This is a genomic window from Pseudoalteromonas sp. NZS100_1 (genome assembly GCF_015864285.1).
Taxonomy (GTDB): Bacteria; Pseudomonadota; Gammaproteobacteria; order Enterobacterales; family Alteromonadaceae; genus Pseudoalteromonas; species Pseudoalteromonas arctica.
This window is the reverse complement of sequence record NZ_JADYXN010000001.1, coordinates 126,538-152,153: the sequence shown is the minus strand read 5'-3', so window position 1 is coordinate 152,153 and position 25,616 is coordinate 126,538. Positions and strand designations below refer to the sequence as shown.

Here is a 25,616-nt window from a genome sequence, read left to right as displayed (position 1 = left end):
ACGGAGCTGAGCATACATTTGTGACAGCTCTTGGTTAAATTAAAATAGCAACATTACGAAAGTAATCAGGAGTTTTATTATGATTTCAGTGAACACAAATGTATCTTCATTAAACGCTCAACGTAACCTATCGCAATCAGGTTCTGACTTAGCAACTTCTATGGAACGTTTATCATCGGGTATGCGTATTAATAGCGCAAAAGATGATGCGGCAGGTCTACAAATTTCAAACCGTTTAACATCACAAGTAAATGGTTTAGCAGTAGCACAACGAAATGCCAACGACGGTATTTCTATGGCGCAAACTGCTGAAGGTGCAATGCAGGAATCGACTAATATACTACAACGTATGCGTGAATTAGCACTACAATCAGCTAATGGATCTAATAGCTCTGACGACAGAGCTTCTCTTCAAAAGGAAGTGTCAGCACTTCAGGAAGAATTGACTCGTATATCAGAAACGACTTCTTTTGGTGGTCAGCAGTTACTTAATGGTGACTTTGGTACTAAGCAGTTTCAAGTTGGATCAAACGCTAACGAAACTATTTCACTCTCTTTAAGTAGTACTTCGTCAACAGATATTGGTAATAATACTGTTTCGGGTGCAGGTACTGCTTATGGTGTGGCTGCAGGAACAACTTTGGCTGCTGCTTTTTCGGCCACAACAGTACCTGCTGATGCAACTTTTGAGATTCAAGGTACATCAGGCAACGCTATTATAGGTTATGCTGATGGCGCGACAACTACTGATATTGCAACCGCTATCAACAGTTCAAATACAGGTGTTGAAGCTAAAGCAACAATCTCAACGACGATTGGTTCACTGAATTCCGCTGACGATGGTATTTTAAATATTGGCTCGGATGAATTTGATTTGTCAACTTACAATGGTGATATGAAAGAGCTAGCTTCAGATATATCTAAAGCTGGACATAACGCTTCATATAATACATCTACAGGTGTAATTGATCTTACTGTTGAAGATGAAAATGGAATCGAGATTGCAGGTTCAACTGCTGGCGGTGTAACTTTAGGTGGTACAGCAGCAGGTACTGGAGACGTGAGTATTACTTCTGAATTATCTTTGTCATCATCGGATAATTTTACAGTTGTCGGTGCTTCAGTTGACGATATCTTAGGTCTAACAGCAACTGGTGGTTCATCTACACTTGACCAAGTCGCTCAAATTGATATTTCAGGAACTACAGGTGAAAAATCTCAAAACGCAATCGCGGTTATTGATGCTGCTTTAGCTCAGATTGATAGTCAAAGAGCTGACTTAGGTGCTGTTCAAAACCGTTTTGACCACACTATTAGTAACTTGGCTAATATTTCTGAAAATGTATCTGCTTCACGTAGCCGTATTCAAGATACAGACTTTGCAACTGAAACTGCACAAATGACGAAGAACCAAATCTTGCAACAAGCGGGTACGTCAATCTTATCGCAAGCGAACCAGTTACCACAAACAGCACTTAGCTTATTAGGTTAATAAGTTAAAAGTTATAGCTTAATGGTTAGCTAACTAATACATAAAGTCAGTATTAGTATTTAAAAAAAGGAGGTGGCTTTAGCTACCTCCTTTTGTGGTTTAAGAATATAAACTAAGCTATTGTTGGTTTAATTAAGTACAAATAGGAATCTGTTATGAATACAATTACTTCAAACGCAGAAATTACAACATTACCGACTCCTACTGCTGGTGATGATAAGCAAGTAGGGCAAGCCGCTCGCTCTTTAACTGAGCGAGCGGTAGATGATGTAAAGCAGCTGGATGCACAAAATCAACAAAAGTTACAGCAAAATCAATACAACAATAACAATCAAGATGAAAAAGCTCAGCCGCTAGAGCGCGAACAGCTAGAACAAATGGCGCAACAATTGCAGGACTTTATGGGCGAAATGAACCGAAGCTTGCAATTTAAAGTTGATGAAGATTCAGGCCGCGATGTCATTAAAGTGCTAGATAAAAACAGCGGCGAAGTAATTAAGCAATACCCTTCTGAGGAAGTGTTAAGTTTAGTGTCTAAATTATCTGAATCGGCAGGTATTTTGATTGATCAAACAGTTTAGTGAGCGGTTCTAACTACTAATACTAAGTTAGTTTATTTTTGAGTATTTAAGAGGTGAAGTATGTCTATTACATTTAATGGGTTAGGTTCTGGATTAGCAGTATCAGATATTGTTGATGCACTAGTTAATGCTGAACAAGCACCTGCTGAATCTCGCTTAAATACTACTGAAAGTAAATTAACTACAGATATTTCTGCCGTTGGCGCACTCAAGTCAGCGCTTGAAAAAGTACAAACCTCAATGGAAGCATTGGGCGATAGTGATAATTATCAAAAGCGAACAGCATCTGGCAATGATGATTTTATATCTATAAGTGCAGACGAAGATGCTCAACCAGGTGGTTATGATGTAAAAGTTAACAACTTAGCCACGGAGCATAAAATACTGTCGCAAGCATTCGATGCTGATGCAGCGGTAGGTGAGGGAACAATGACCCTAACCTCAGGTGATAATAGCTTTGATATTGAAGTATCAGATACTGCAACACTTAGTGAAATTCGTGATGCGATCAACGATAGCAGCGATAACGACAGTATTAATGCGACTATTATTACTGATGATAATGGCCAGCATTTGGTAATGTCCGCTAAAAATAGTGGTGCAGAAAATGAAATTAAAATAGAAATTGCTGATACAGATGGTAATAACACCGATGTAAATGGTCTTTCTCGTTTGGCATTTGATTCTGCTGGCGTGCAAAATGCGAGTGAAATAATTGCAGCAACTGATGCATCAATTACCATTGATGGCTCGCTAACTGTAAGTAGTTCATCTAATGAATTTGCCGGAGTGATTGACGGTATTACAATCACAGCTAAAAAACCGCATGATACCGATGACGACATAAGCGATATATCGGTTACCGAAAATAATAGTAATATTAAAACGGGTTTAAATAATTTTATTAGTAGCTACAATGAGTTATTAGAGCTGAGTAATAATTTAGGTGCTTCAAGTGAAGCTGGAGCCGGAGTAATGGCTGGTGACTCACTACTTCGTGGTGTTATGTCAAAACTACGTAGTGAAATAACTGAGTCAGTTGACTTAGGTGATGGTAACTCATTATCACTTTCGCAATTAGGTGTAGAAACAGACCGCTACGGTGTTTTAACACTCAATACAGAAACACTAGATGAGCAAATAGATGCAGATGTAAATTTAGTGCAACAGTTTTTTGTAGGTGATGACGATGATGGCTTTGCACAGTCATTTGATGAGCTAATGAGCTTTTATACAGATTCCGACGGTATTATTCAAAACCGAATAGACAGTAAAACGAATCAGCTAGATGATTTAGATGATGAACGCTTGGACCTTGCCAGTAAAATGGAGTCACTATCATCTCGACTATATGCTCAATATAATGCGATGGATTTATTAGTAGCGAGCCTTAATAACACCAGTAGTTATGTTCAAGCTCAGTTAGAGAACATGCCAGGCGTAGTTAGGCAATCAAATTAATAGCTGAGTAAGAATATTATAGATTTAATAAAAAACCGCTAAGTTTAAACTTAGCGGTTTTTTTGTGTATTGCTCTTTGATTCAAATAGTAAGATATAGCCATGTATTTAGTTTGAATAAAGGTAGTTTATTAAACCTATTCATTAGATGGCTTTATAAGCTTTTATCGCCTTTCCTGACTTTTTATGTTTAATAATAGCTTTTGATGATTCGTTTTTTGCACTATTCGCTTTAACTAAAATAGTATTAATACGAAGCTGAATTAATTCTAATTGCTCTGTACTTGGACCTTCGCTACTTTCGCACCATTGCTTTAGTTCAGTATTTAAAGTGTCTAAAAAAGGCTGAGCTTCGTCTGCATTATCATCATTTACTAACACTTCAATTTTACTAAGCAACGTTTGTATGAGCTCAGAGTAGTTCGTTAGTGGCTCTGAAGGTGTTGGCGAGTCCATAATTAAATTTAAACCGCAGGACTGCGTTGATCTAGCGGGATGTTATCCCAGCCTTCTTTAATTTCTTTAACAATACTTGATACTTCAATAACTGCTTCAATATCGTTGTTTATGTTCGCTTGCGTTAAACGGCGCTGGCAGTAATCGTAAAGTGCCAATAAATTGTTAGAAATACTAGGGTCTTGTTCTACTTCTAAATTGAGTGCGTCTTGCAGTGCACCAAACAATAAAACACAGGCTGAAATGTTTTCACCTTTTTTTTGTATTTCTTTGCGCTCAATAAACCCTTTTGTTGCTGCTAAGCGACCGATAATATTACTGAATATAAGGTTTATTTGTTCGTAAGGAGCCATTTCGGCAATACTACTAGCACGAACTTGACCGTATTTTTTTACTGAGACATGAGCCATGGGGAAATCCTAAAATTTAAAACGATAAAATTATGTGAAAGCTAATATAAAAACTTATATAAAAATCTAATAAAGCTTTTATACTTTTATAAAAACAAAGCAATATTAATGCCAAGCATTTTCACTTATTTATGTATCGGCATTTGTAACTTCAACTTAAATTTATAATTGAGTTTATTTACTAACAATAGCATTTTTATTGCCGAGTAAATTAATTTTTAAGGCTAAGTTACAGTTAAGTAATAGCTAGGTAATGGCTAAGTAATAACTAAGTTAAAACTATAACCCATACTTAATGATTAACTATTAAGTATGATTGACTTAACTAACCCGTCTGTTTTTTGGCGTTTATGTCAAAAAACTGCCGCTATCACTTGCATCCATGCTGAACTGGCTTACAATTTAACTAATTATACAAATTAGTGAAAGTACGGCTCGCTAAATATGATCTTGATTTTAGATAATAATAACAACCGCGCAATAGGATTAAATGCTTCGCTTGGCTTTATTGGTGAGGCTGCTCAACTATTAAGCGAAGACTGCTTTGAACAAGAATGCAAAAAATATCAGCAGCAAGAATGCATGATTATTTTAGGAGCGTTGCAATCACTTGACCACGAAAGCTTAATTAAACGCTATCCAACATTACCGTTTTTATTAATTGGCGAAACGCTAAAACCACTATTAAGTATAGCTAATGTGGTGGGGCTTATTTGCGAGCCATTTAATCACGAAGTGACAACTCAGTTACTTCACGATTGCCAGCAGTATCAGCGTATGCTGCCAAACGAGCATAAGCATACTAAACCACATAAAATTTTTGATGGACTTGTTGGTGAAACAGAGGCCGTAAAAGATGTTCGCTTTTTAATTGAACAAGTGGCAAAAACCGACGCTAATGTTTTAATTTTAGGCGAATCAGGCACAGGCAAAGAAGTGGTTGCCCGTAATGTACACTTGCTTTCAAAGCGTATTAATGGACCGTTTGTACCAGTTAACTGTGGTGCTATACCGGCTGAGCTGCTCGAAAGTGAACTATTTGGCCACGAAAAAGGCGCGTTCACTGGTGCTATATCGGCTCGTAAAGGGCGGTTTGAACTAGCTCAAGGTGGAACGCTATTTTTAGATGAAATAGGCGATATGCCACTGCAAATGCAAGTTAAGTTGCTGCGAGTATTGCAAGAACGCAGCTACGAGCGTGTTGGTGGTACAAAGGCCATTCAGGCTGATGTACGCGTTATTGCGGCCACGCATCGTAATCTTGAAACAATGATTGAAGAGGGCAGTTTTAGGGAAGATTTATATTACCGCTTAAATGTATTTCCTATCGAAAACCCATCGCTGAGTGAACGTGCTGATGATATACCGCTGCTTTTAAAGGAGTTAATGCGCCGAGTTAACGACCAGACTGGTTCTACCGCTAAGTTTACTGAGCGCGCAGTTGAGAGTTTAAAAGAACATGCTTGGCCTGGTAATATTCGTGAGCTTGCTAACTTAGTGGAACGTATGGTTATTATGTTTCCTGAGAAAGTGGTCGATATACCTGATTTACCTAATAAATATCGTTACATTGAAGTTGAAGCCTACGAGCCTGAATACCCTGAAGAGTTAATGGAAAAAGACGCCTTTAACGATATATTTAGCACCGGTTTTAGCGATTACGAAACTGAGCCTGACGCTGAGTTTAGCCAAACGGGTAGTGGGCTATTGCCAGATGATGGTATTGAACTTAAGGATTATTTAGCCGAGCTCGAAATAAGCTTAATAACCCAAGCGTTAGAGCGCTATGATTACGTTGTGGCTCGCGCTGCAGAGATATTGGGTGTACGCAGAACAACACTCGTTGAGAAAATGAAAAAGTATAATCTTTCAAGAGATTAAGGTTTAAAAGCAGCTGTCAGTGTTTAGTTATAAATTGGCCAAACACAGTAGATAAATAACCCCTCGTTTTGTAGGTGCGGTTTTATACCGCACTTTACTTAAAAATATTAGCAAGAGCGCGAAGTAAATTCGCACCTACACGGTTTTTACTTTTGTTGTAGACGCTAGACTTGCTCGCGTGAAAAGCGTAGCTTTTAATTATTTAAATAAAACGTTATTTCACAAAGAGAAAAACGAAGGTAAATGAGAAGCCATTGTCAACTTACGCGTCACTTATCTAAAGCGCAGCGTCTCTTAACCTCTTTGTGAACAAATCACTTTTATGGTTTTTAATCACTTACCGCTTAAAGCCTTAATAATTTCTTCTTTTCTAAAACAATCATTACTGTGATCGTTAACCATACCGCAGGCCTGCATATGAGCGTAAACCGTGGTTGGTCCTAAAAACTTAAACCCCCGTTTTTTTAAGTCTTTAGCAAATGCAGTTGATGCCTCTGTAATTGCTGGGTAGTCCTCAGCGTTATTTAAATTACTTATAATCGGTTTATTATCGACAAACTGCCATTGGTAGTTACTAAAACTTCCAAATTCTTCTTGTATTTCTATAAAGCGTTTTGCGTTGTTAACAGTTGCCGCAATTTTTAATCGGTTGCGCACAATACCCTCATCAAGCATTAATCTCTTAACGTCATCTTGTGTGAATTGGGCTACTTTTTTTACATCAAAATTAGCAAATGCTTTTTTGTAACCGCTGCGTTTTTTTAAAATTGTGTACCAGCTTAAGCCTGCTTGCGCGGATTCTAGAGTGATAAATTCAAACAGCTTTGTATCACCATAAAGAGGGACGCCCCATTCTTTATCGTGGTAAATAACGTAGTCGGGTTTAGTGGTGTCGAGCCACGGGCAACGGCACTTTATTTGCTCACTCATTATTATTCCTTTTTGTGTGCGTCATTTTTATGTCGCTCAAATTATTGATGTAACTTAATGATAAGTATGTAAATAAATTTTGGTATAAATCGTGCATTCAGACATGTATCTACATCAATTCGAGATTTGATTATGGCCCTTGCTAGCGTGCTAAAACCACAGTTTTTTTCTGCAAATCAGTATAACCCATGTTTACTTCAAGAGGAGTACATTGGTGAATTAAGCGATCTGCGCAAGCAAGCAAGTTGGCTTTCGCATTTGGTTGATACCATGCCAGCAGGCGTGGTTGTACTTGATGGCAAAGGGTTGATTGCAAAAGCGAATCAAATAGCGATTGATATGCTTGGCGAGCCACTTGAAGGCGAACGCTGGTTTAACGTAATTCAGCGCTCTTTTAGGCCACATCAAGATGATGGTCATGAAGTGTCTTTAAAAGACGGGCGCTTAATAAAACTTGATATTACAGCTTTAGCACCAGAGCCTGGGCAACTTATTTTAATGACGGATTTAACCGAAACTCGCCGCTTACAAAAACGTGTTGCACATATGCAGCGTTTAAGTGCGCTGGGTAAAATGGTTGCGTCATTAGCGCATCAAGTCCGTACGCCGCTCTCAGCCGCTATGCTTTATGCTGCTAATTTAGGGTCAAAGCGCTTACCCGAAGCATCTCGTGACAACTTTCAAACAAAGTTAATGTCGCGTTTAAAAGATTTAGAAACTCAAGTAAACGACATGCTGTTATTTGCTAAAAGTGGCGATCAGCAAGTTGTTGAGCAAGTTTCAATGCAGCAGCTTTTAACAGAAGTTAAAGCAGGTGCTGATGCGATGGTCGCACTTAATGAAAGTGAGCTGGATGTAAGCTTACCAGAGCCAGATATACAAATAGTCGGTAATAAAACGGCATTGGCCAGTGCTATTCAAAATCTTGTGCACAATAGTATTCAAGTTATTGGCGGCGGTGCAAAAGTAAAAATTAGCGCACAAAGAGATTTAAAAGATTTAGATATGGTTCGTATTAGTGTGAGCGACAATGGCCCAGGTGTTGATTTAAGCCAAAGCGATAAAATTTTTGAACCATTTTTTACGACTAAAAGCCAAGGTACAGGTTTAGGGCTTGCTGTAGTTAGCTCAGTGGCTAATGCGCACCAAGGTCGTGTTGATGTGACCAATAATACGCAGGGTGGTGCCTGCTTTAGTTTGTTACTGCCTATTAAAGCAACATCTAAACTAGAGGGTTCATTATGAGTAACACTATTTTAGTTGTCGAAGATGACGCAGGGCTTCGTGAAGCCTTAATAGATACCCTTGAAATGTCGGGTATTGAATGTGTTGCAGCCAACAGTGCTGAGCAAGCAATGTTACTGCTTAAAAAAGATCAATTTTCGCTTGTTGTAAGCGACGTGCAAATGGGCGCAATGAGTGGACTGGATTTACTACGCAGTATTAAATTAAACCACCCTGATTTACCTGTATTGATGATGACGGCGTACGCCACAATTGACGATGCGGTAGAGGCCATGCGCCTAGGTGCAATTGACTACATGGCTAAACCATTTGCACCTGAAGTGCTGTTAAATATGGTGAGTCGTTATTTGCCTGAAAAAGCAAAAGAAACCGACGGCCCCATTGTTGCCGACCCAACTAGTATTCAATTATTGGAGCTTGCAAGTAAAGTAGCACGCTCTGATGCAAGTGTAATGGTACTTGGCCCAAGTGGTTCAGGTAAGGAAGTACTCGCTCGTTATATTCATGATAAGTCGAGCCGATGTAATGAGCCATTTGTGGCGATTAACTGCGCGGCTATTCCTGAAAATATGCTCGAAGCCACTTTATTTGGTTATGAAAAAGGGGCTTTTACGGGGGCGATTCAAGCATGTCCGGGTAAGTTTGAGCAAGCACAGGGCGGGACTATTTTACTTGATGAAATTACTGAGATGGACTTAGGGCTACAAGCAAAGCTGTTACGCGTACTGCAAGAACGTGAAGTAGAGCGTTTAGGGGGTCGTAAAACAATCCAGCTCGATGTACGTATTTTGGCAACCAGTAATCGTGATTTAAAAGAAGCCGTGTCTGAAAATCAGTTTAGAGAAGATTTATATTACAGGCTTAATGTTTTTCCACTAATGTGGCGACCATTGTGCCAACGCCCTGGCGATATTATTGTATTGGCTAAGCATTTAATTGAGCGCCATATAAGTAAAAGCAAAGAGCCCATGGCATATTTAGATAAAGCTGCTGAGCAAAAGTTATTGGCTCATGCGTGGCCTGGCAATGTGCGCGAACTTGATAACGTTATACAGCGTGCACTTATATTGCGAAGTGGCGATACAATAAACGAGCATGCTATTTTTATCGAAAACTTAGTATCTAATAACTTTGTTATGGAGCCATCATTGGCACCAGCGCAAACAGTATCGCCAACAGAATTAGCTCACGCAGATAAAGGCGTTGATAAAAGCACGCTAAGCTCTGCATATTATGATGAAAAATTGCATGCCGAGGATGAGCCTAAGCAAGGTTTACTAGCGGCAGATACCGGTAGCTATAAAGATGAGCTTAAAGACAAAGAGCATCGCATTATTTTAGAAACTCTTGCGCGTTGCCAAGGCAAGCGTAAAGACGTTGCCGAAACGTTGGGCATAAGCCCACGAACTTTACGTTATAAACTAGCGCAAATGCGCGATTTAGGTATTTCACTTCCTGCATAACCTCCTATAAACCCTAAGTTTGCAGTGCAAGCTTAGGGTTGTCAAAACTCTGACTAACACAAATTAAAGTTAACCTATTGTATTTTAATGATTAATTATTTGGCATGCTTTGTGCTTTATTACTTATAAGAGTTCACTGCGTGTCAGAGATAAATTATGAAAATTCAAAACAGTGCTGTATTTCAAGAAATGCAATCAATGGCTTTAGAAGCCGGCCGTAATAATCAAATAAATAAATTGCCGACTCAAGTTCAACCTACTTCTACTTCCCAGTTTGGCGACATGCTAAGTGATGCACTAAATTCAGTGCACGGATTACAACAAGATGCCGCTCAAAAAGTAACAGCAGTTGAGATGGGTGATCGAAGTGTATCGCTTGCTGAGGCGATGATTGCTTCTCAAAAATCGTCAGTTGCTTTTGAGGCTACAGTACAGGTTCGTAATAAACTTGTTGAAGCTTATAAAGAAATCATGAACATGCCTGTTTAATTAGGTAGTGGAGAATTATTGTGGCGCAATCTAACCAATCTACAGACCTAGCACTTGCTGGTGGCGGTATTGACCAAAGTGGTGGTGATGATCAACAAGAACAAAAGTCAGGCTACTTAAGTGCTTTAAATGGTGTTGATGTATTGCGCCAAGTAACATTGGTTATAGCATTGGCTATTTGTTTAGCTATCGCGATTTTTATTATTATTTGGGCTCGTCAGCCAGATATGCGCCCGTTAGGCAAAATGCAAACTGAAGAGCTTATTCAAACGCTCGACTTTTTAGATGCGCAACAAATTGAATATCAACTAGATGGCAACGTTGTGTCGGTTGATGAAAGCGAATACCAAAATATTAAATTGTTAATGACCCGCGAAGGGTTAGAGCAAGGGCCAGCATCTGGCTCTGATATAATTATGCAAGATATGGGCTTTGGTGTAAGCCAACGCTTAGAGCGCGAACGCCTAAAACATGGCCGTGAACAGCAATTAGCACGGACCATTGAAGAGCTTAATAATATTACTCGCGCTAAAGTATTGTTAGCCATTCCTAAAGAAAACGTATTTGCCCGCAGAGAGAAAAAACCATCCGCTACAGTTGTATTAACACTCAAACGTGGACGCTCACTTGACCGTGAAGAAGTAGACTCTGTTGTTGATATGATTGCTTCGGCAGTACAGGGTTTAGAGCCTATGCGAGTTACTGTTACCGATCAAAATGGTCGATTACTAAATTCAGGTTCGCAAAGCTCATTAGCAGCACGCTCTCGTAAAGAATACGATTTAGAACGTAAGCGCGAACAAGAGTACCTTGAAAAAATAGACAGTATTTTAATACCGGTTGTTGGGCTTGCAAACTATACAGCTCAAGTTGATTTGAGTATGGACTTTAGCTCGATTGAGGAAACTCAAAAGCGTTATAACCCAGACCTACCAGCGGTTAGAAGCGAAACCACATTTGAAGAAAATAACATTGGCGGCCTAGCTGTTGGTATTCCAGGTGCGCTTACAAATCAGCCACCGTTAAACTCGAACATTCCTGAGGTTGCGGGGCAAGGTGGTGCAGGCACAGCTACATCACCAACACGCAGCCACAAAGAGGCAACGCGTAATTATGAACTCGACACTACAATTTCTCATAAGCGCCAGCAAAGTGGTGTAATACGTAGAATAAGCGTATCAGTTGCTGTTGACTACATTGCTAAAGTGGGAGAAAACGGTGAAACAACCATGACTCCACGCTCGGTAGAGGCATTGTCAAATATCCGTCGCTTACTACAAGGTGGTGTAGGTTTTGATATGCAACGTGGTGATGCACTTGAAGTAGTGACAGTGCCGTTTGTACGTGAAGAAACAAATTTAGCAATAGAAGTGCCACTGTGGGAACAAGACTGGTTTATGAAAATAGCCCGCCTTGTATTAGGCGCCTTAGTTATCATTGTATTGATAATGGCAGTAGTAAAACCAATGCTTAAACGCTTAATTTACCCAGACGATACACTAGAAGAATACGACGAAGATGCATTAAGTTCAGGCGTAGATATTGGCGACAATACACTTGATATGCTAAATAAAGACTTTGATTCTGCTTCGGTTGGTTTCTCAAGTGATGGTACACTGCAGTTACCGGATTTACATGGCGACGAAGATTTACTTAAAGCAATTCGTGCCCTTGTAGCTAACGAACCAGAACTATCATCACAAGTAGTCAAAGCGTGGTTAACAGAAGATGACTGATCAAGAACAAAAACAACTCCCGCCAGCCTTTGATGTTGATAAGCTAGATGGGGTAGATAAAGCCGCTATATTACTTTTGAGTTTATCAGAAGAAGATGCCGCGCAAATCCTTAAACACTTAGAGCCTAAACAGGTACAAAAAGTGGGTATGGCTATGGCTGGGTTACAGGACTTATCACAAGCTAAGATTAGCGCTGTACACAACTTGTTTATAGAACAAATTCAAAGCTTTAGTACCATTGGTTTTCAGTCAGAAGATTTTATTAAAAAAGCGCTTACTGCAGCACTTGGTGAAGACAAAGCCGCTAGCCTTATTGACCAAATTGTTATGGGCTCAGGCGCTAAAGGCTTGGATTCATTAAAATGGATGGACTCTAAGCAGGTAGCAAACATTATTCGTAATGAGCATCCACAAATTCAAACCATTGTATTATCGTACTTAGAGCCAGAGCAGTCAGCTGAGATTATTGCTCAGTTCCCTGAAAAAGTGCGCTTAGATTTAACCATGCGTATTGCAAACCTTGAAGAAGTTCAGCCAGCAGCACTGCAAGAGCTAAACGAAATCATGGAAAAACAATTTGCCGGCCAAGCAGGTGCACAAGCCGCTAAAATGGGTGGCTTAAAAGCTGCTGCAGATATTATGAACTACCTAGATACTAATGTAGAAGGGCAGTTAATGGACTCTATTCGTGAACATGACGAAGAGATGTCGCAGCAAATTCAAGACTTAATGTTTGTGTTTGAAAACTTAATGGATGTTGAAGACCGTGGTATTCAAGCAATCCTACGAGAAGTACAACAAGACGTATTAATGAAAGCAATTAAGGGCACCGACGATGCCCTTAAAGATAAAATACTGGGCAATATGTCTAAGCGTGCAGCCGAAATGCTTGCTGATGATTTAGAGGCTATGGCCCCTGTGCGTATAAGCGAAGTAGAAGCGGCGCAAAAAGAGATTTTATCAACAGCGCGTCGTTTATCTGACTCAGGTGAAATTCAGCTCGGCGGCGGCGGTGGCGAGGAGTTCCTGTAAACCATGAGCAAACTCAAAGGACGCACACTTCGAGCTGATGAAGCAGATGAATTATTAAAAAACTGGGCTATTCCAGATGTAGCACCAGATGAGAGCAGCTTTGGCAATCGCTCTACAGCTTATGGCACTCCACTTAGTGAGCTGTACAAAAAAGAATTAGCCGAAGAAATGCCTATTGATGAGCCGCAAGAACCAGAACTTCCTGCCCTTACGATGGTTGAGCTTGAACGCATTAGACAAGACGCGTACGAAGAAGGCCTTAAACAAGGTCATGAGCAAGGCTATATAGACGGTTTTGAAAAAGGCGTTGGTGAAGGTAAAGAAGCTGGCTACAAAGAAGGCTTAGAGCAAGGTAAAACACAAGGCCTTGAAGACGTAAAACCATTAATTGAAGAGCAGTTAACAAGTTTAAAAGCTATTTTAGAAGGGTTAACTGCACCGCTAGATAAAGTGGACGAACAAGCTGAAAAGCAATTAGTACAACTTGCTAGCATGTTAGCGGAAGCTGTTATTTATCAAGAAGTAAAAACATCGCCAGATGTGATTTTACATACGTTAAAGCAAAGTATTGATTCACTTAATGCGGAACAAGAAAAAGTACGAATACATTTAAATCCCGAAGATTTAGAACTCATAAAAGAGAGCTACGGCGAACAAACCATTATTGATAATAACTGGCAATTAATGGCAGAGCCCACTCTTGAGCGCGGTGGCTGTGAAGTTAAAACAGCGCAATCGTCACTCGATATGACTCTTAAAACACGTGTCAAAGAAACGTTGGATAGTTTTTTGCATAATAGTGGTATCTAACTACTTTATTGGCGTGTTATGTCAACTCAACGTGCACCTTTAAGCGAACGCTTATCTCAGTATCAACAACATATTAAAACCCCAGCGCCTGCTGTGGCCGGTATTTTAACGCGTGTTGTTGGCCTTACGCTTGAGGCTAGAGGTTTACGTGCACCCGTTGGTAGCCAATGTAAAATAGAAACCATGAACGGCTTTGTAGACGCCGAAATAGTCGGTTTTAACGATCAAACTTTGTACTTAATGCCTAACGACCACATTTCTGGTGTACTTCCTGGTGCACGTGTTATTCCCCAAGTTAATAACTTAGGTTTGCCTGTAGGGATGAGCTTATTGGGACGCGTGGTAGATGGCTTAGGTCGACCGCTAGATGGCCTTGGTAAAATTAATGCTGAGCATCATTTAAAGTTTGCGCAAAACACTATAAACCCGCTATCAAGAAGACCAATCACTAAGCCTATGGATGTAGGTGTGCGTGCTATTAACTCAGTTATCACAGTAGGGCAAGGCCAGCGTATGGGCTTGTTTGCAGGCTCTGGTGTGGGTAAATCAGTACTTCTCGGTATGATGACCCGAGGTAGCGAAGCTGATGTCATTGTTGTTGGCTTAGTGGGGGAGCGTGGCCGCGAAGTAAAAGAATTTATTGAAGAAATACTCGGTGTAGAAGGGCGCAAACGTTCAGTAGTTGTTGCAGCGCCAGCTGATTCATCACCGCTTATGCGTTTAAAAGGCTGTGAGAGCGCCGTAACTATTGCAGAGTATTTTAGAGATCAGGGTTTAAACGTATTATTGTTACTCGATTCGGTAACACGTTACGCAATGGCGCAACGTGAAATTGCACTTGCTGTTGGCGAGCCGCCCGCTACAAAGGGTTATCCGCCTTCGGTGTTTGCTAAATTACCTGCGCTGGTGGAGCGTGCTGGTAATGGCGGTGAAGGGCAAGGTTCAATTACTGGCTTTTTTACGGTGTTGAGTGAAGGCGATGATATGCAAGACCCTATTGCTGATGCAGCGCGAGCTATATTAGATGGCCACATTGTACTATCGCGTGATTTAGCTGACAGTGGGCACTATCCCGCTATAGATATAGAAAAGTCGATTTCGCGTGTTATGCCTCAAGTTGTTTCTGAGCCGCATATGCAACAAGCCCGAGTGCTTAAACAAGTGTATTCAATGTATCAACAAAACAAAGACATGATTACCTTAGGCGCTTATCAAAAAGGGACCGATCAAATGCTCGACCAAGCTATAAATATGATGCCAAGAGTGAATGCATTTTTACAACAAGGTATGCGAGATATCATTAGTTACGATGATGGTCTGCAAGGTCTTGCTCAGTTACTAGGACAAGCATAATGGCTAAAAACAAGCTCGATTTATTGCTCAAAATTGAAAATGATAAAGAAGAAAATTTGCGCATGAGTTACTTACAAGCCAATCAAAACTTGCAAGCAAATCAACAAAAACTACAAGGTTTAAACAATTTTAGACTTGAATACTCTCAGCAGTTACACCTAAAAGGTAAGTCGGGTTTATCTAGTGCAGGGTTTGGTCAGTACCATGCTTTTATAGCTAAAATTGAAGAAGCAATTCGCCAACAAGCAAGTACCGTAAATACCGCTAAGCAAGTTGTTACTCAACGTAAAACTCTATGGCTTAAGCAGCAAATTAAAGCTAAAGCAGTTGCCAAATTAATCGAAAATCAAAAACTCAAAGCAAATGCGTTAATGGCAAAAAATGAGCAAAAAATGTTAGATGAATTTTCAGCTAATCAGTTTTTTCAACGTCGTAAAGCTTTGTAATTCAGGCACGTTAATTGCTTTATTACTTAGTGGAATTCAACTTTTGGCGGTATGCGGTGGCATATTGCCGTAATGGTATTAGGTGATTTATGGCGATGAATAACATTTCGTTTTTAGTTTCTTCTGAAAAAGACTCACTGTTAGCTTTTAAAGACAATAGCTTAGCTAATGGAGAAGAAAATTTAGGCGATGAATTTTTAAGTCAACTAAACGAAGCGCATAACTCTATGGAGCCTTTGCTTAAAGGCAATAAAAATCCCAATGCCGAAAACTCTATTGCCATACCTAAGCATAAACAGCCAGAAGAAAATGAAAATCTGAGCGTAAAGCTAGATGAAGTAACAACAGATGAAGTTACTTTTGTGTCTGTTGAGATGCTTGATCAAATTAATTCAGCACAAGCAATGAGCACTTCGGTCAATAAGCCGTTCGATGCAACTAACAGTTTAGAATCAGAAAATGCAGAGCTAGAAGCTACACAAGCAGAGAATACCAAAATAGAGAATACAGAAATAGAGAATACACAATTACAAAGCACACCAATAATTGCATCCACTAATACAAGTGATGAAGTATCGGCTAAAGAAGCGAATACAGCCAGTGTAGTGCAAAATCCAATTGCCACTAATGTAGACTCTAAAACGGCTAAATTAACTGATTCAAAAAGCGATAACTTTAGCTCACTACCTTTGAATTCGTTACCATTAAATGAAGGCAAACATCGTAAAAGTGGTGTTGCTGAAGCTATTGAAGGGCCATTAAATTCTATAAATAAAAAGCCCGATGACAGCATTGGCCCTATATTAGAAAAACCTGAAGTTGCATCAATGAGTTTTAAAGAGCAGCTAGGACAAAATAAGTCTGCTGATGAAAATAATATAGTTTTGCCAACACTCACCGACAAAGCGGGCGTTACTCAGTCTTCTTTAGCCGCAACTGAAGCTGATAATAATGCAGCAATAGATACGTTAATGACTAAAGATGCAAGCTTAATTAAAGCTAATGATGTTATTGCTAGTTTAACGCCTGAGCAGCGCTCACAACTTAACGCGCAAGTTAAGGTATTAGAAAATACTGATTCAACCAGTAACGCAACTAGTAGCACTTCAAATCTTAAGCAAATGCTTGCGCAATTTATTACTGATAACGAAAAAACGCAGAGCACGAGCACAAAACAATCTTTTAGCGCAGAAATCAATTCACTTAATACAACTGAAAAACAAAGCTTATTAACGCAGTTAAACGCTTATATTAAAACAGAGCAGCCTAAAGGCGAGCAATTGGCAGTGCTTAAGCAAACAGTTAATGAATTAAAAGCTTCAATTGAAATAGGACTTGCCGATACCGCTAAGACAGACTCAAAAACGTTTGTAGCGTCAGAGACTCCTAACACAGTATATAATCCACAAAAGTTAAGCTTAAAGACATCGACAAACGAAGGGGCTGATTTAAATAAAGCCGTAACAACCTCAACTAAGGGTGATGATTTATTAAAATCACTTGAAGAATTACAAAAAGATGGCCTTAAAAAAATAACTGCAGAACAAACTCCTGTACGCGTGGCACAAGTATTTACGCAAATTACAGCTGCTTTAAATACTCAGCAAACGAGCACATTAAGCCAATACGACTCATTAAGTTACGAGCAGAGCTTACTTGATACCCAAATAATACAAACTCAACAATTACAAAGTACATCGCAAGTTAAGCAAGTAAGTATTGATCCTGGTGTAATGCAGGCAATTAATATTGTTAAAAGTGATGCAGCTAAATTACTGCAAGAGCGCGTTAGCTCAATGTTGAGCATTAATAACAAAGAAGCAGAAATTCGCCTAGATCCTCCTGAAATGGGCAGTATGCAAATACGTATTCGTAGCGATGCAGAACAAGCACATATAAACTTTGTAGTACAAAACCAGCAAGCCAAAGAAGCACTTGAACAATCAATGCCGCGCTTACGTGAAATGTTAGCGCAACAAGGGTTAGAGCTTGGTGAAAGTACTATTTCTTATGGGCAATCAGGTGGTGAAACTGCCGAGCAAAGTGAGAGTGGACCCCAAGGTAATATGGCTAATAATAAGTCAGTTAATGATGAAAACGACGAGCAAGCAAATAACACTGCACAAAGTTCTCGACAACAAACTTCATCATCAATAGATTACTATGCCTAAGTGCTGCTATTATAATAACTAAAACAAGCAAGTACCTTTGCGATTAAAGGAATCATGATGGCTGAAGAAACAAGTTTAGAAATTGAAGAAACCGGTAAAAGCAAAAAGAAACTAATAATAATCATAGTAGCTGTACTACTTATCGTAGGCGGTGCTGCAGGTTACTTTTTTATGTCGGGTTCGGATGCGCCAGTTGAAACCTTAGATGAAGAGACTGCGATGTCAGCAGATGCTCCTTCTGCTGCTGTTGGTGATTCAGCTGAAATAGGCAGTGCTTTATATGTGTCAATGCCACGCCCATTTGTATTTAACGTTCCCGGTTCAAGTCGCGACAGAATTGTGCAAATTAAAGTACAGTTATTAGTACGTGGCGAAGTAAATGAAGAAACAGCCAAAAAACACATTCCACTAATAGAAGGGACGCTACTCAGCGTGTTTTCTACTACAACTGCTGATGAGTTAAGTACGAGCTCTGGTAAAGAAACACTTCGTTTTTCTGCACTTGAAAAGGTACAAAAAGCCTTAATGGATGTTGAAGGCAGCAAAGTAATTGAGCGGGTATTGTTTACCGGCTTTGTGATGCAATAAGGGGTTAGCGTGAGCGATTTATTATCCCAAGACGAAATTGATGCGCTATTACATGGCGTTGATGACGTTGAAGAGGAAGATATACACGAAGGTGAAGATGGCGGGGGAAGTACGCTTCAGTACGATTTTTCTTCGCAAGATCGGATCGTGCGTGGTCGTATGCCGACGCTGGAAATTGTTAATGAACGCTTTGCTCGTCATATGCGAATTAGCCTATTTAACATGATGCGCCGCACCGCAGAGGTGTCTATTAACGGCGTGCAAATGATTAAGTTTGGCGAGTATATTCATACTTTATTTGTTCCAACCAGCTTAAATATGGTGCGTTTTAGACCTTTAAAAGGCACTGGCCTGATTACCATGGAAGCACGACTTGTGTTTATTTTGGTAGATAACTTTTTTGGTGGTGACGGGCGTTATCATGCAAAAATAGAAGGCCGAGAATTTACCCCAACAGAGCGCCGAATTGTACAAATGCTCCTTAAAATAATCTTTGAAGATTATAAAGAAGCTTGGGCACCGGTTATGGATGTATCGTTTGAATATCTCGATTCTGAAGTAAACCCAGCTATGGCTAATATTGTAAGCCCAACTGAGGTTGTGGTTATTAGTTCTTTCCATATTGAGCTCGATGGTGGCGGTGGCGATTTTCATATAGCACTTCCGTATTCAATGCTTGAGCCAATTCGAGAGCTGTTAGATGCGGGTGTTCAGTCTGATACTGAAGATACTGATTTGCGTTGGAGCAAAGCGCTTCGCGATGAAATAATGGATGTAGAGGTTGAAATATCAACTCAGTTGCTTGAAGTTGATTTAACCTTAAAACAAATTATGGAACTCAAAGCCGGTGATATTATTCCGGTTGAAATGCCTGAGCATATAACCGTATTTGTTGAAGAACTCCCTACATTTAGAGCCAAAATGGGTCGCTCTCGCGATAATGTTGCGCTTCAAATTAGTGAAAAAATTAAACGACCTGATTCAGTTAAATCTGAGCTGCATGTATTTACCAAAGGCGGCAAGAAAATTGACTCAGATGCAGAATTAGCAGAACTAGAAGATGATTTACACCTCTCTGACGGTGTAGACTTAGACTGGTAATTGATTAAAAGGTTAAAAGTATGAGCGATGATCAAGACACAATGGATGAATGGGCAGCAGCATTAGCAGAAGCCGAAGCTCCAGATGATAGTAGCGAAGCACATGTTGCAGAGCTTGATGAGTTAAGTGATTCAAAACACGAAATGAGTGGCGATGAAAAACGAAAACTCGACACTATTTTAGATATCCCCGTTACTATTTCAATGGAAGTAGGACGCTCTAAAATTAATATTCGTAACTTATTGCAACTTAACCAAGGCTCTGTTGTTGAGCTTGACCGTGTTGCGGGCGAGCCGCTAGACGTGCTAGTTAATGGTACTTTGATAGCCCATGGTGAAGTAGTTGTAGTAAACGACAAGTTTGGTATTCGCTTAACTGACGTGATAAGCCAAGTAGAGCGGATCAAAAAACTACGATGAGCTTATTAGTTGCTTTAACGAGTTCCGTTTTTTCAAAAGCAGATGTGGCAACACCCACTGGAGATATACTCTCTATGGTGCTGTCGCTTGTAATGGTGCTAGTACTAATTATTGTGCTGGCATTTTTTGTTAAAAAGCTTAATCCAAATTTAGCAAACAGCGATGAATTTAAAGTAGTCAGAAGTCTACCTTTGGGTTCTCGCGAGCGTTTAATGGTTGTTGAGATAGATAATGCTCAGCATTTACTTGGTGTAACTCCCCACAGTATTAATTACTTACACAAGTTAGAAACTCCATTAAGTGAAAAAGAACTACCTGAACTCGCTAAACGATTTGGTAAACTTTTAAACCCGCAATCAAACCAAAATAAAAAGAATTAAACCTATGACAAAGTGGCTGCTTATTATTTTTGCCATGGTGTTTGTACCAAATGTAAGCGCAGAAGGAATTGATGCGCTTACTATTACAACAAACGCTGATGGCACACAAGATTACTCAGTAACGTTACAAGTTTTAGCAATTATGACGGCGCTGAGTTTTATACCGGCTGCCATAATTATGATGACCTCCTTTACACGAATAATTGTTGTACTCGCCATTTTGCGCCAAGCGATTGGTTTGCAGCAAACACCGTCGAACCAAGTGTTATTAGGGATGTCGCTTTTTCTAAGTATTTTTATAATGTCGCCTATTTATCAGCAGGTAAACGAGCGAGCTATAGAACCTTACTTAAATGAGCAGGTTACTTCAGTACAAGCTTTAGAGCTGGCTAAAGAGCCAATGAAAGCCTTTATGCTTTCTCAAGTGCGTCTCAAAGACTTAGAAACGTTTGCTAAAATTGCAGGTTACGATCAGCTAGATTCGCCACAAGATACACCGTTAATAGTGCTTATACCCGCCTTTGTAACCAGTGAATTGCAAACCGCATTTATAATAGGGTTTATGTTTTTTATCCCATTTTTAATTGTTGATTTAGTGGTCGCCTCAGTATTAATGGCGATGGGGATGATGATGCTTTCACCCATGATTGTGTCCTTACCGTTTAAAATTATGTTATTTGTACTTGTAGACGGCTGGAGCTTAGTGATGGGTACCTTAGCCAAAAGCTTTGGTTTAGGGACTTAGTATGCAAAGCATTAACATGACCCAACAATAGGAGTACAACATGGAACCGGAAATTTTTGTTGATATCCTAAGTGACGCTCTTTTTTTAGTTATTAAGCTTGTGTCTGCAATTGTAGTCCCAGGCTTAATTATTGGTTTAGTTGTGGCTGTGTTTCAGGCCGCAACGTCTATCAATGAACAAACATTGAGCTTTTTACCTCGTTTATTAATTACCATTAGTGCGCTTATTGTGGGTGGGCATTGGCTTACTCAAGAGCTAATGGACTTTTTTACTCGCCTAGTATTACTTATTCCTGAAATTGCAGGTTAAACGTGGAATACCCCTTTGCTGTCGTTATTCAATGGTTGAGCGATTTTTTGTTGCCGCTGGTACGCATTAGCTCAATGATTATGATTATGGCTGGTTTGGGGGCTAAAAATGTTCCTACACGTATAAAAATGGGTTTATCGGTTGTTGTAACTTTTGTTGTAGTTCCTGTTCTGCCGCCAGCTACATTCACTAATTTATTTTCGTTTGAGATGATTTTAGTCGTTATTCAACAAATGCTGATTGGTGTTGCTATTGGTTTTGCATCTATACTTTTATTAAATACCTTTGTGTTAGCAGGGCAAATACTCGCGATGCAAACCGGTTTAGGTTTTGCTTCGGTTATTGACCCTTCTAATGGCGCGAGTGTGCCTGCTGTGGGCCAGTTTTTCCTTATTTTGGCCACCCTATTATTTTTTGCTTTTAACGGTCATTTAATGATGATTCAAATGGTGGTGCATAGTTTTCAAGTGCTACCCATTGATGGCACATGGTGGTCTGTAGATCATTACTGGGACATAGTGACCTGGGGTGGCTGGATGTTTACTACAGCACTTGTACTCTCACTTGCGCCGCTTACCGCGATGCTCGTTATTAATATGTCGTTTGGTATTATGACGCGTGCAGCACCGCAATTAAATATTTTCTCTATTGGTTTTCCGTTTACCTTGGTAGCGGGACTTATTATTATTTGGGCGACACTAGGTAACTTTGTTACTCAGTTTGAGTTTCAATGGTTAAAAATGGTTGAGCTAATGTGTACTTTAGTTGGTTGCTCACCTTAGGAGAAAGTCATGTCTGAAGACTCAGGACAAGAAAAAACAGAAGAACCCACATCCAAAAAACTTGAAGAATCTAAAAAGAAAGGCCAAATAGCGCGCTCAAAAGAGCTAGGCACCATGTTTGTACTTATTTTTTCGGCTATATCGCTTTTGATGTATGGGCCAGAAATTGGCAAAGGTTTATACAATGTAATGGGCCGAACCCTTAGCTTAAATCGCAACGAAGCCTTTGATACCACTAAAATGTTTGCCGTATGGGGAGAGGTTGCAGACGCTTTAATGTTTCCTATGGCTATGTTTGTATTAATTATAGTTTTGGCTGCATTTATTGGTAATACGTTATTAGGTGGTTTTAATTTTAGCTGGGAAGCCGCTGCACCTAAAGCAAGTAAAATGTCGCCAATGAAAGGCTTTAAACGTATGTTTGGCCCGCAAGCGGCTATTGAGCTTGTAAAGTCACTTTTAAAATTTGGTTTGGTTGCAAGTTTTGCTATATTTTTAATTAATACCTATTTTGATGAAATACTGCATTTAAGTTTAGAAAGTGCACCAGGTAATATTATCCATGCCTTAGAGATTTTAGGCTGGATGTTTTTAGGCCTTTCATGCACTTTAATTATTATTGCGGCTATTGATGCACCATTTCAAAGTTATAACCATAACAAACAACTTAAAATGACAATGCAAGAGATTAAAGATGAGTATAAAAACTCTGAAGGTGACCCACAAATAAAAGCGCGTATTAGGCAAACACAAAGGCAAATGTCGCAAAATCGTATGATGCAAGATGTCCCTGACGCTGATGTTATTGTTACCAACCCAACTCACTACTCAGTAGCATTAAAATACGATACAGAGCGCGCAGGAGCGCCAATAGTGCTTGCTAAGGGTATCGATGAAATGGCGATGCAAATTAGAAAAGTAGCAATAGGGAATGAAGTACCTATTTTAGAATCCCCTATGTTGACCCGAGCGCTTTATCATACGGCTGAAGTAGGAGAGCAAATACCCGATCAGCTATTTACTGCAGTAGCGCAAGTTTTAGCGTATGTATTTCAGCTTAAGCGCTTTAATAAAGGGCGCGGTAAACGTCCAACTAAGCTCAATAACAAGCTCCCAATCCCCGATGCCTACAAGTATTAAACCGTTAACTTAGTAACTTGGAATAGTTATTGCTAATTCTACGTAGTGTCAATTTTTTGAAATTGTAGAATTATGAGTTTTAAAGCGGTATTACAACAACTTAACAGAGACAAAAAAGACTATGCCAAAGGGGTAGGTACTCCTTTGCTTGTGCTTGCAGCCTTGGGAATGGTGATCTTACCGTTACCGCCATTTTTACTCGATATCCTTTTCTCGTTTAATATTGCCCTCGCATTAGTGGTTTTACTCGTGACTGTTTACACGATGAAGCCGGTTGAGTTTGGTATATTCCCCTCTGTATTACTAATCGCTACGATTATGCGTTTAGCGCTTAACGTTGCCAGCACTCGAGTTGTATTACTTGAAGGTCATAATGGTGGTGATTCTGCCGGTAAAGTAATTGAAGCGTTTGGCTCAGTTGTTATTGGTGGTAACTACGCAGTTGGTTTGGTCGTATTTTTAATCCTTATTATTATTAACTTTGTGGTAATTACCAAAGGTGCTGGGCGTATTTCTGAGGTATCTGCACGTTTCACCCTTGATGCAATGCCGGGTAAACAAATGGCAATCGACGCCGATTTAAACGCTGGTTTTATCAGTGCTGAGCAAGCGCGTGACCGCCGCGAGGAAGTAACTCGCGAAGCCGATTTTTACGGCTCAATGGATGGTGCGAGTAAATTTGTAAAAGGCGATGCCATTGCAGGTATTGTTATATTAATCATCAATATTGTTGGTGGTTTATTTGTCGGTATGATTCAACATAATTTGAGTTTTGGCAACGCAATGGAAGTATATACATTACTTACCATTGGTGATGGCTTAGTTGCTCAACTCCCTTCTTTACTGCTTTCAATTGGTACCGCGATTGTTGTAACACGTCAAAATGAGTCGCTCAATATGGGTGATCAATTTAAGAAACAACTAGGTAACGAAAAATCACTCTTTATTGCTTCAGGTATTTTGATCATCATGGGTTTAGTGCCTGGTATGCCGCATTTTGCTTTTTTAAGTTTAGGTGCGTTATTGGGTTATTTAGCTTACTACACACAGCAAACTAAGTTAAAAGCCGCTGCAGCAGAAGCCGAAGAAGCCGCCAGTGGCGGAAGCGCTGCAACAGGTATTGCCAATAAACAAGAGCAAAAAGAACTTGGTTGGGATGATGTTCAGCAGGTTGACGTAATTGGCCTAGAAGTAGGTTACAGATTAATTCCGTTGGTAGATCAATCTCAAGGTGGTGAGCTACTTAATCGTATTAAAGGTGTACGTAAAAAGCTTTCTCAAGAACTTGGTTTTTTAGTACCACCTGTTCATATTCGCGATAATTTAGAGCTTGATCCAAATGCTTACAGAATAACGCTAATGGGTGTTTCAACCGGTGAAAGCGAACTTAAACATGGCGACGAGCTAGCGATTAACCCAGGGCAAGTATTTGGTCCTATTAAAGGGGTTGAAACTAAAGATCCTGCGTTTGGCCTTGATGCAGTATGGATCAAGCCTGATCAAAAAGATGAAGCGCAATCACTAGGTTATACCGTTGTAGATTCAGCCACGGTAGTCGCCACTCATATTAGCCAGTTATTAACTAACAGTGCGGCATTGCTACTAGGGCATGAAGAAGTTCAAAACCTGCTTGATATGCTTGCTAAAAGCCATCCTCGCTTAGTAGAAGGACTAGTACCTGATGTGTTGCCATTAACTGCAATTGTAAAAGTACTGCAAAATTTATTGAATGAAGGTGTAGCTATTCGCGATATGCGCTCAATTGTTCAAACCCTTGTTGAGTATGGTCCGCGTAGCCAAGACCCTGATGTATTAACGGCTGCAGTGCGTATTTCTCTGCGTAGGTTAATTGTTCAAGATGCGGTTGGTATGTCATCAGAAATCCCTGTCATAACCTTGGCACCTGAGTTGGAACAGATGTTGCATCAGTCATTACAAAATGCAGGCGATGAAGGTGCCGGTATTGAGCCTGGACTTGCAGAGCGACTTCAAGTGTCATTGACACAAGCGCATCAAAATCAAGAAATGGCCGGTGAACCTTCTATATTGCTAACGTCAGGAATGTTACGCACTGTGTTATCTCGTTTTGTTAAGTACACCATTCCAGGATTGAGAGTGATGTCTTATCAAGAGGTACCAGACGAAAGACAGATCAAGATTGTTAGCTCTGTAGGCCAACAATAAGATTTTAACAG

General features: G+C 39.8%; 25 protein-coding genes. 22 read left to right on the top strand and 3 right to left on the bottom strand.

The window, feature by feature from the left end; all coding sequences use genetic code 11:
- Nucleotides 1-76 precede the first annotated feature (76 nt).
- From I6F66_RS00735 to fliD, 3 genes are all read left to right on the top strand, one after another.
- Nucleotides 77-1,492 (top strand): flagellin, encoded by a 1,416-nt coding sequence (locus I6F66_RS00735; protein ID WP_368668185.1) that lies wholly within the window; start codon nt 77-79, stop codon nt 1,490-1,492.
- A 155-nt stretch (nt 1,493-1,647) separates the two neighbouring features.
- Nucleotides 1,648-2,073, top strand: a complete 426-nt coding sequence (locus tag I6F66_RS00730; RefSeq protein WP_166108937.1) for a flagellar protein FlaG — start codon at nt 1,648-1,650, stop codon at nt 2,071-2,073.
- A 60-nt stretch (nt 2,074-2,133) separates the two neighbouring features.
- Nucleotides 2,134-3,534, top strand: coding sequence for a flagellar filament capping protein FliD (gene fliD, locus I6F66_RS00725; protein WP_197208460.1), 1,401 nt, complete (start codon nt 2,134-2,136; stop codon nt 3,532-3,534).
- 143 nt (nt 3,535-3,677) lie between these two features.
- Here fliD and I6F66_RS00720 read toward each other — a convergent pair whose 3' ends face one another.
- Nucleotides 3,678-3,989, bottom strand: coding sequence for a hypothetical protein (locus I6F66_RS00720; RefSeq protein WP_197208458.1), 312 nt, complete (start codon nt 3,987-3,989; stop codon nt 3,678-3,680).
- A gap of 8 nt (nt 3,990-3,997) precedes the next feature.
- Complete coding sequence (fliS, locus tag I6F66_RS00715; protein WP_197208456.1) at nt 3,998-4,399, bottom strand: flagellar export chaperone FliS; 402 nt, start codon at nt 4,397-4,399, stop codon at nt 3,998-4,000.
- 444 nt (nt 4,400-4,843) lie between these two features.
- On the opposite strand from fliS, the gene I6F66_RS00710 reads away from it, so the two are divergent.
- Entirely contained in the window at nt 4,844-6,280 is a 1,437-nt protein-coding gene (locus I6F66_RS00710) for a sigma-54-dependent Fis family transcriptional regulator (RefSeq protein ID WP_197110951.1), read from the top strand.
- Between the two features lie 333 nt (nt 6,281-6,613).
- Here I6F66_RS00710 and I6F66_RS00705 read toward each other — a convergent pair whose 3' ends face one another.
- Nucleotides 6,614-7,210, bottom strand: coding sequence for a DNA-3-methyladenine glycosylase I (locus I6F66_RS00705; RefSeq protein WP_197208454.1), 597 nt, complete (start codon nt 7,208-7,210; stop codon nt 6,614-6,616).
- A 132-nt stretch (nt 7,211-7,342) separates the two neighbouring features.
- On the opposite strand from I6F66_RS00705, the gene I6F66_RS00700 reads away from it, so the two are divergent.
- The 18 genes from I6F66_RS00700 (at nt 7,343) to flhA (ending at nt 25,605) form a co-directional block, all read left to right on the top strand.
- On the top strand, nt 7,343-8,455 hold the full coding sequence (locus I6F66_RS00700; RefSeq protein WP_197208452.1) for a PAS domain-containing sensor histidine kinase: 1,113 nt from the start codon (nt 7,343-7,345) through the stop codon (nt 8,453-8,455).
- On the top strand, nt 8,452-9,918 hold the full coding sequence (locus I6F66_RS00695; RefSeq protein ID WP_024589951.1) for a sigma-54 dependent transcriptional regulator: 1,467 nt from the start codon (nt 8,452-8,454) through the stop codon (nt 9,916-9,918). The genes I6F66_RS00700 and I6F66_RS00695 overlap by 4 nt, the downstream gene beginning before the upstream one ends.
- A gap of 156 nt (nt 9,919-10,074) precedes the next feature.
- Complete coding sequence (gene fliE / locus I6F66_RS00690; RefSeq protein WP_007581879.1) at nt 10,075-10,407, top strand: flagellar hook-basal body complex protein FliE; 333 nt, start codon at nt 10,075-10,077, stop codon at nt 10,405-10,407.
- Between the two features lie 20 nt (nt 10,408-10,427).
- Nucleotides 10,428-12,143, top strand: a complete 1,716-nt coding sequence (gene fliF / locus I6F66_RS00685) for a flagellar basal-body MS-ring/collar protein FliF (protein WP_007581880.1) — start codon at nt 10,428-10,430, stop codon at nt 12,141-12,143.
- On the top strand, nt 12,136-13,176 hold the full coding sequence (fliG, locus tag I6F66_RS00680; protein ID WP_007581881.1) for a flagellar motor switch protein FliG: 1,041 nt from the start codon (nt 12,136-12,138) through the stop codon (nt 13,174-13,176). The genes fliF and fliG overlap by 8 nt, the downstream gene beginning before the upstream one ends.
- A 3-nt stretch (nt 13,177-13,179) precedes the next feature.
- Nucleotides 13,180-13,986: a flagellar assembly protein FliH gene (gene fliH, locus I6F66_RS00675; RefSeq protein ID WP_024589950.1), complete on the top strand. Its 807-nt coding sequence runs from the start codon at nt 13,180-13,182 to the stop codon at nt 13,984-13,986.
- Between the two features lie 18 nt (nt 13,987-14,004).
- The gene (gene fliI, locus I6F66_RS00670; protein ID WP_197208450.1) at nt 14,005-15,339 is read left to right on the top strand and encodes a flagellar protein export ATPase FliI; all 1,335 of its coding nucleotides are present in this window, start codon (nt 14,005-14,007) and stop codon (nt 15,337-15,339) included.
- Nucleotides 15,339-15,785: a flagellar export protein FliJ gene (fliJ, locus tag I6F66_RS00665; protein WP_002959337.1), complete on the top strand. Its 447-nt coding sequence runs from the start codon at nt 15,339-15,341 to the stop codon at nt 15,783-15,785. The genes fliI and fliJ overlap by 1 nt, the downstream gene beginning before the upstream one ends.
- 89 nt (nt 15,786-15,874) lie before the next feature.
- A complete protein-coding gene (locus I6F66_RS00660; RefSeq protein WP_197208448.1) occupies nt 15,875-17,956 on the top strand; it encodes a flagellar hook-length control protein FliK in 2,082 nt (693 codons plus the stop codon).
- Between the two features lie 57 nt (nt 17,957-18,013).
- Nucleotides 18,014-18,544 carry a flagellar basal body-associated protein FliL gene (gene fliL / locus I6F66_RS00655; protein WP_007585800.1) on the top strand — a complete coding sequence of 177 codons (531 nt, stop codon included), beginning with the start codon at nt 18,014-18,016 and terminating at the stop codon, nt 18,542-18,544.
- A 9-nt stretch (nt 18,545-18,553) separates the two neighbouring features.
- Nucleotides 18,554-19,645, top strand: coding sequence for a flagellar motor switch protein FliM (gene fliM / locus I6F66_RS00650; protein ID WP_007585802.1), 1,092 nt, complete (start codon nt 18,554-18,556; stop codon nt 19,643-19,645).
- Nucleotides 19,646-19,665: 20 nt separating this feature from the next.
- Nucleotides 19,666-20,064, top strand: a complete 399-nt coding sequence (fliN, locus tag I6F66_RS00645) for a flagellar motor switch protein FliN (RefSeq protein WP_007585803.1) — start codon at nt 19,666-19,668, stop codon at nt 20,062-20,064.
- The gene (gene fliO / locus I6F66_RS00640) at nt 20,061-20,444 is read left to right on the top strand and encodes a flagellar biosynthetic protein FliO (protein WP_007377952.1); all 384 of its coding nucleotides are present in this window, start codon (nt 20,061-20,063) and stop codon (nt 20,442-20,444) included. The genes fliN and fliO overlap by 4 nt, the downstream gene beginning before the upstream one ends.
- A 4-nt stretch (nt 20,445-20,448) precedes the next feature.
- A complete protein-coding gene (gene fliP / locus I6F66_RS00635; RefSeq protein ID WP_165725378.1) occupies nt 20,449-21,189 on the top strand; it encodes a flagellar type III secretion system pore protein FliP in 741 nt (246 codons plus the stop codon).
- 40 nt (nt 21,190-21,229) lie between these two features.
- The gene (fliQ, locus tag I6F66_RS00630; RefSeq protein ID WP_002959325.1) at nt 21,230-21,499 is read left to right on the top strand and encodes a flagellar biosynthesis protein FliQ; all 270 of its coding nucleotides are present in this window, start codon (nt 21,230-21,232) and stop codon (nt 21,497-21,499) included.
- Between the two features lie 2 nt (nt 21,500-21,501).
- A complete protein-coding gene (gene fliR / locus I6F66_RS00625) occupies nt 21,502-22,281 on the top strand; it encodes a flagellar biosynthetic protein FliR (RefSeq protein WP_007585805.1) in 780 nt (259 codons plus the stop codon).
- Nucleotides 22,282-22,290: 9 nt separating this feature from the next.
- Complete coding sequence (flhB, locus tag I6F66_RS00620; RefSeq protein WP_007585806.1) at nt 22,291-23,421, top strand: flagellar biosynthesis protein FlhB; 1,131 nt, start codon at nt 22,291-22,293, stop codon at nt 23,419-23,421.
- Nucleotides 23,422-23,493: 72 nt separating this feature from the next.
- The gene (gene flhA, locus I6F66_RS00615) at nt 23,494-25,605 is read left to right on the top strand and encodes a flagellar biosynthesis protein FlhA (protein WP_010553901.1); all 2,112 of its coding nucleotides are present in this window, start codon (nt 23,494-23,496) and stop codon (nt 25,603-25,605) included.
- Nucleotides 25,606-25,616: the final 11 nt, after the last annotated feature.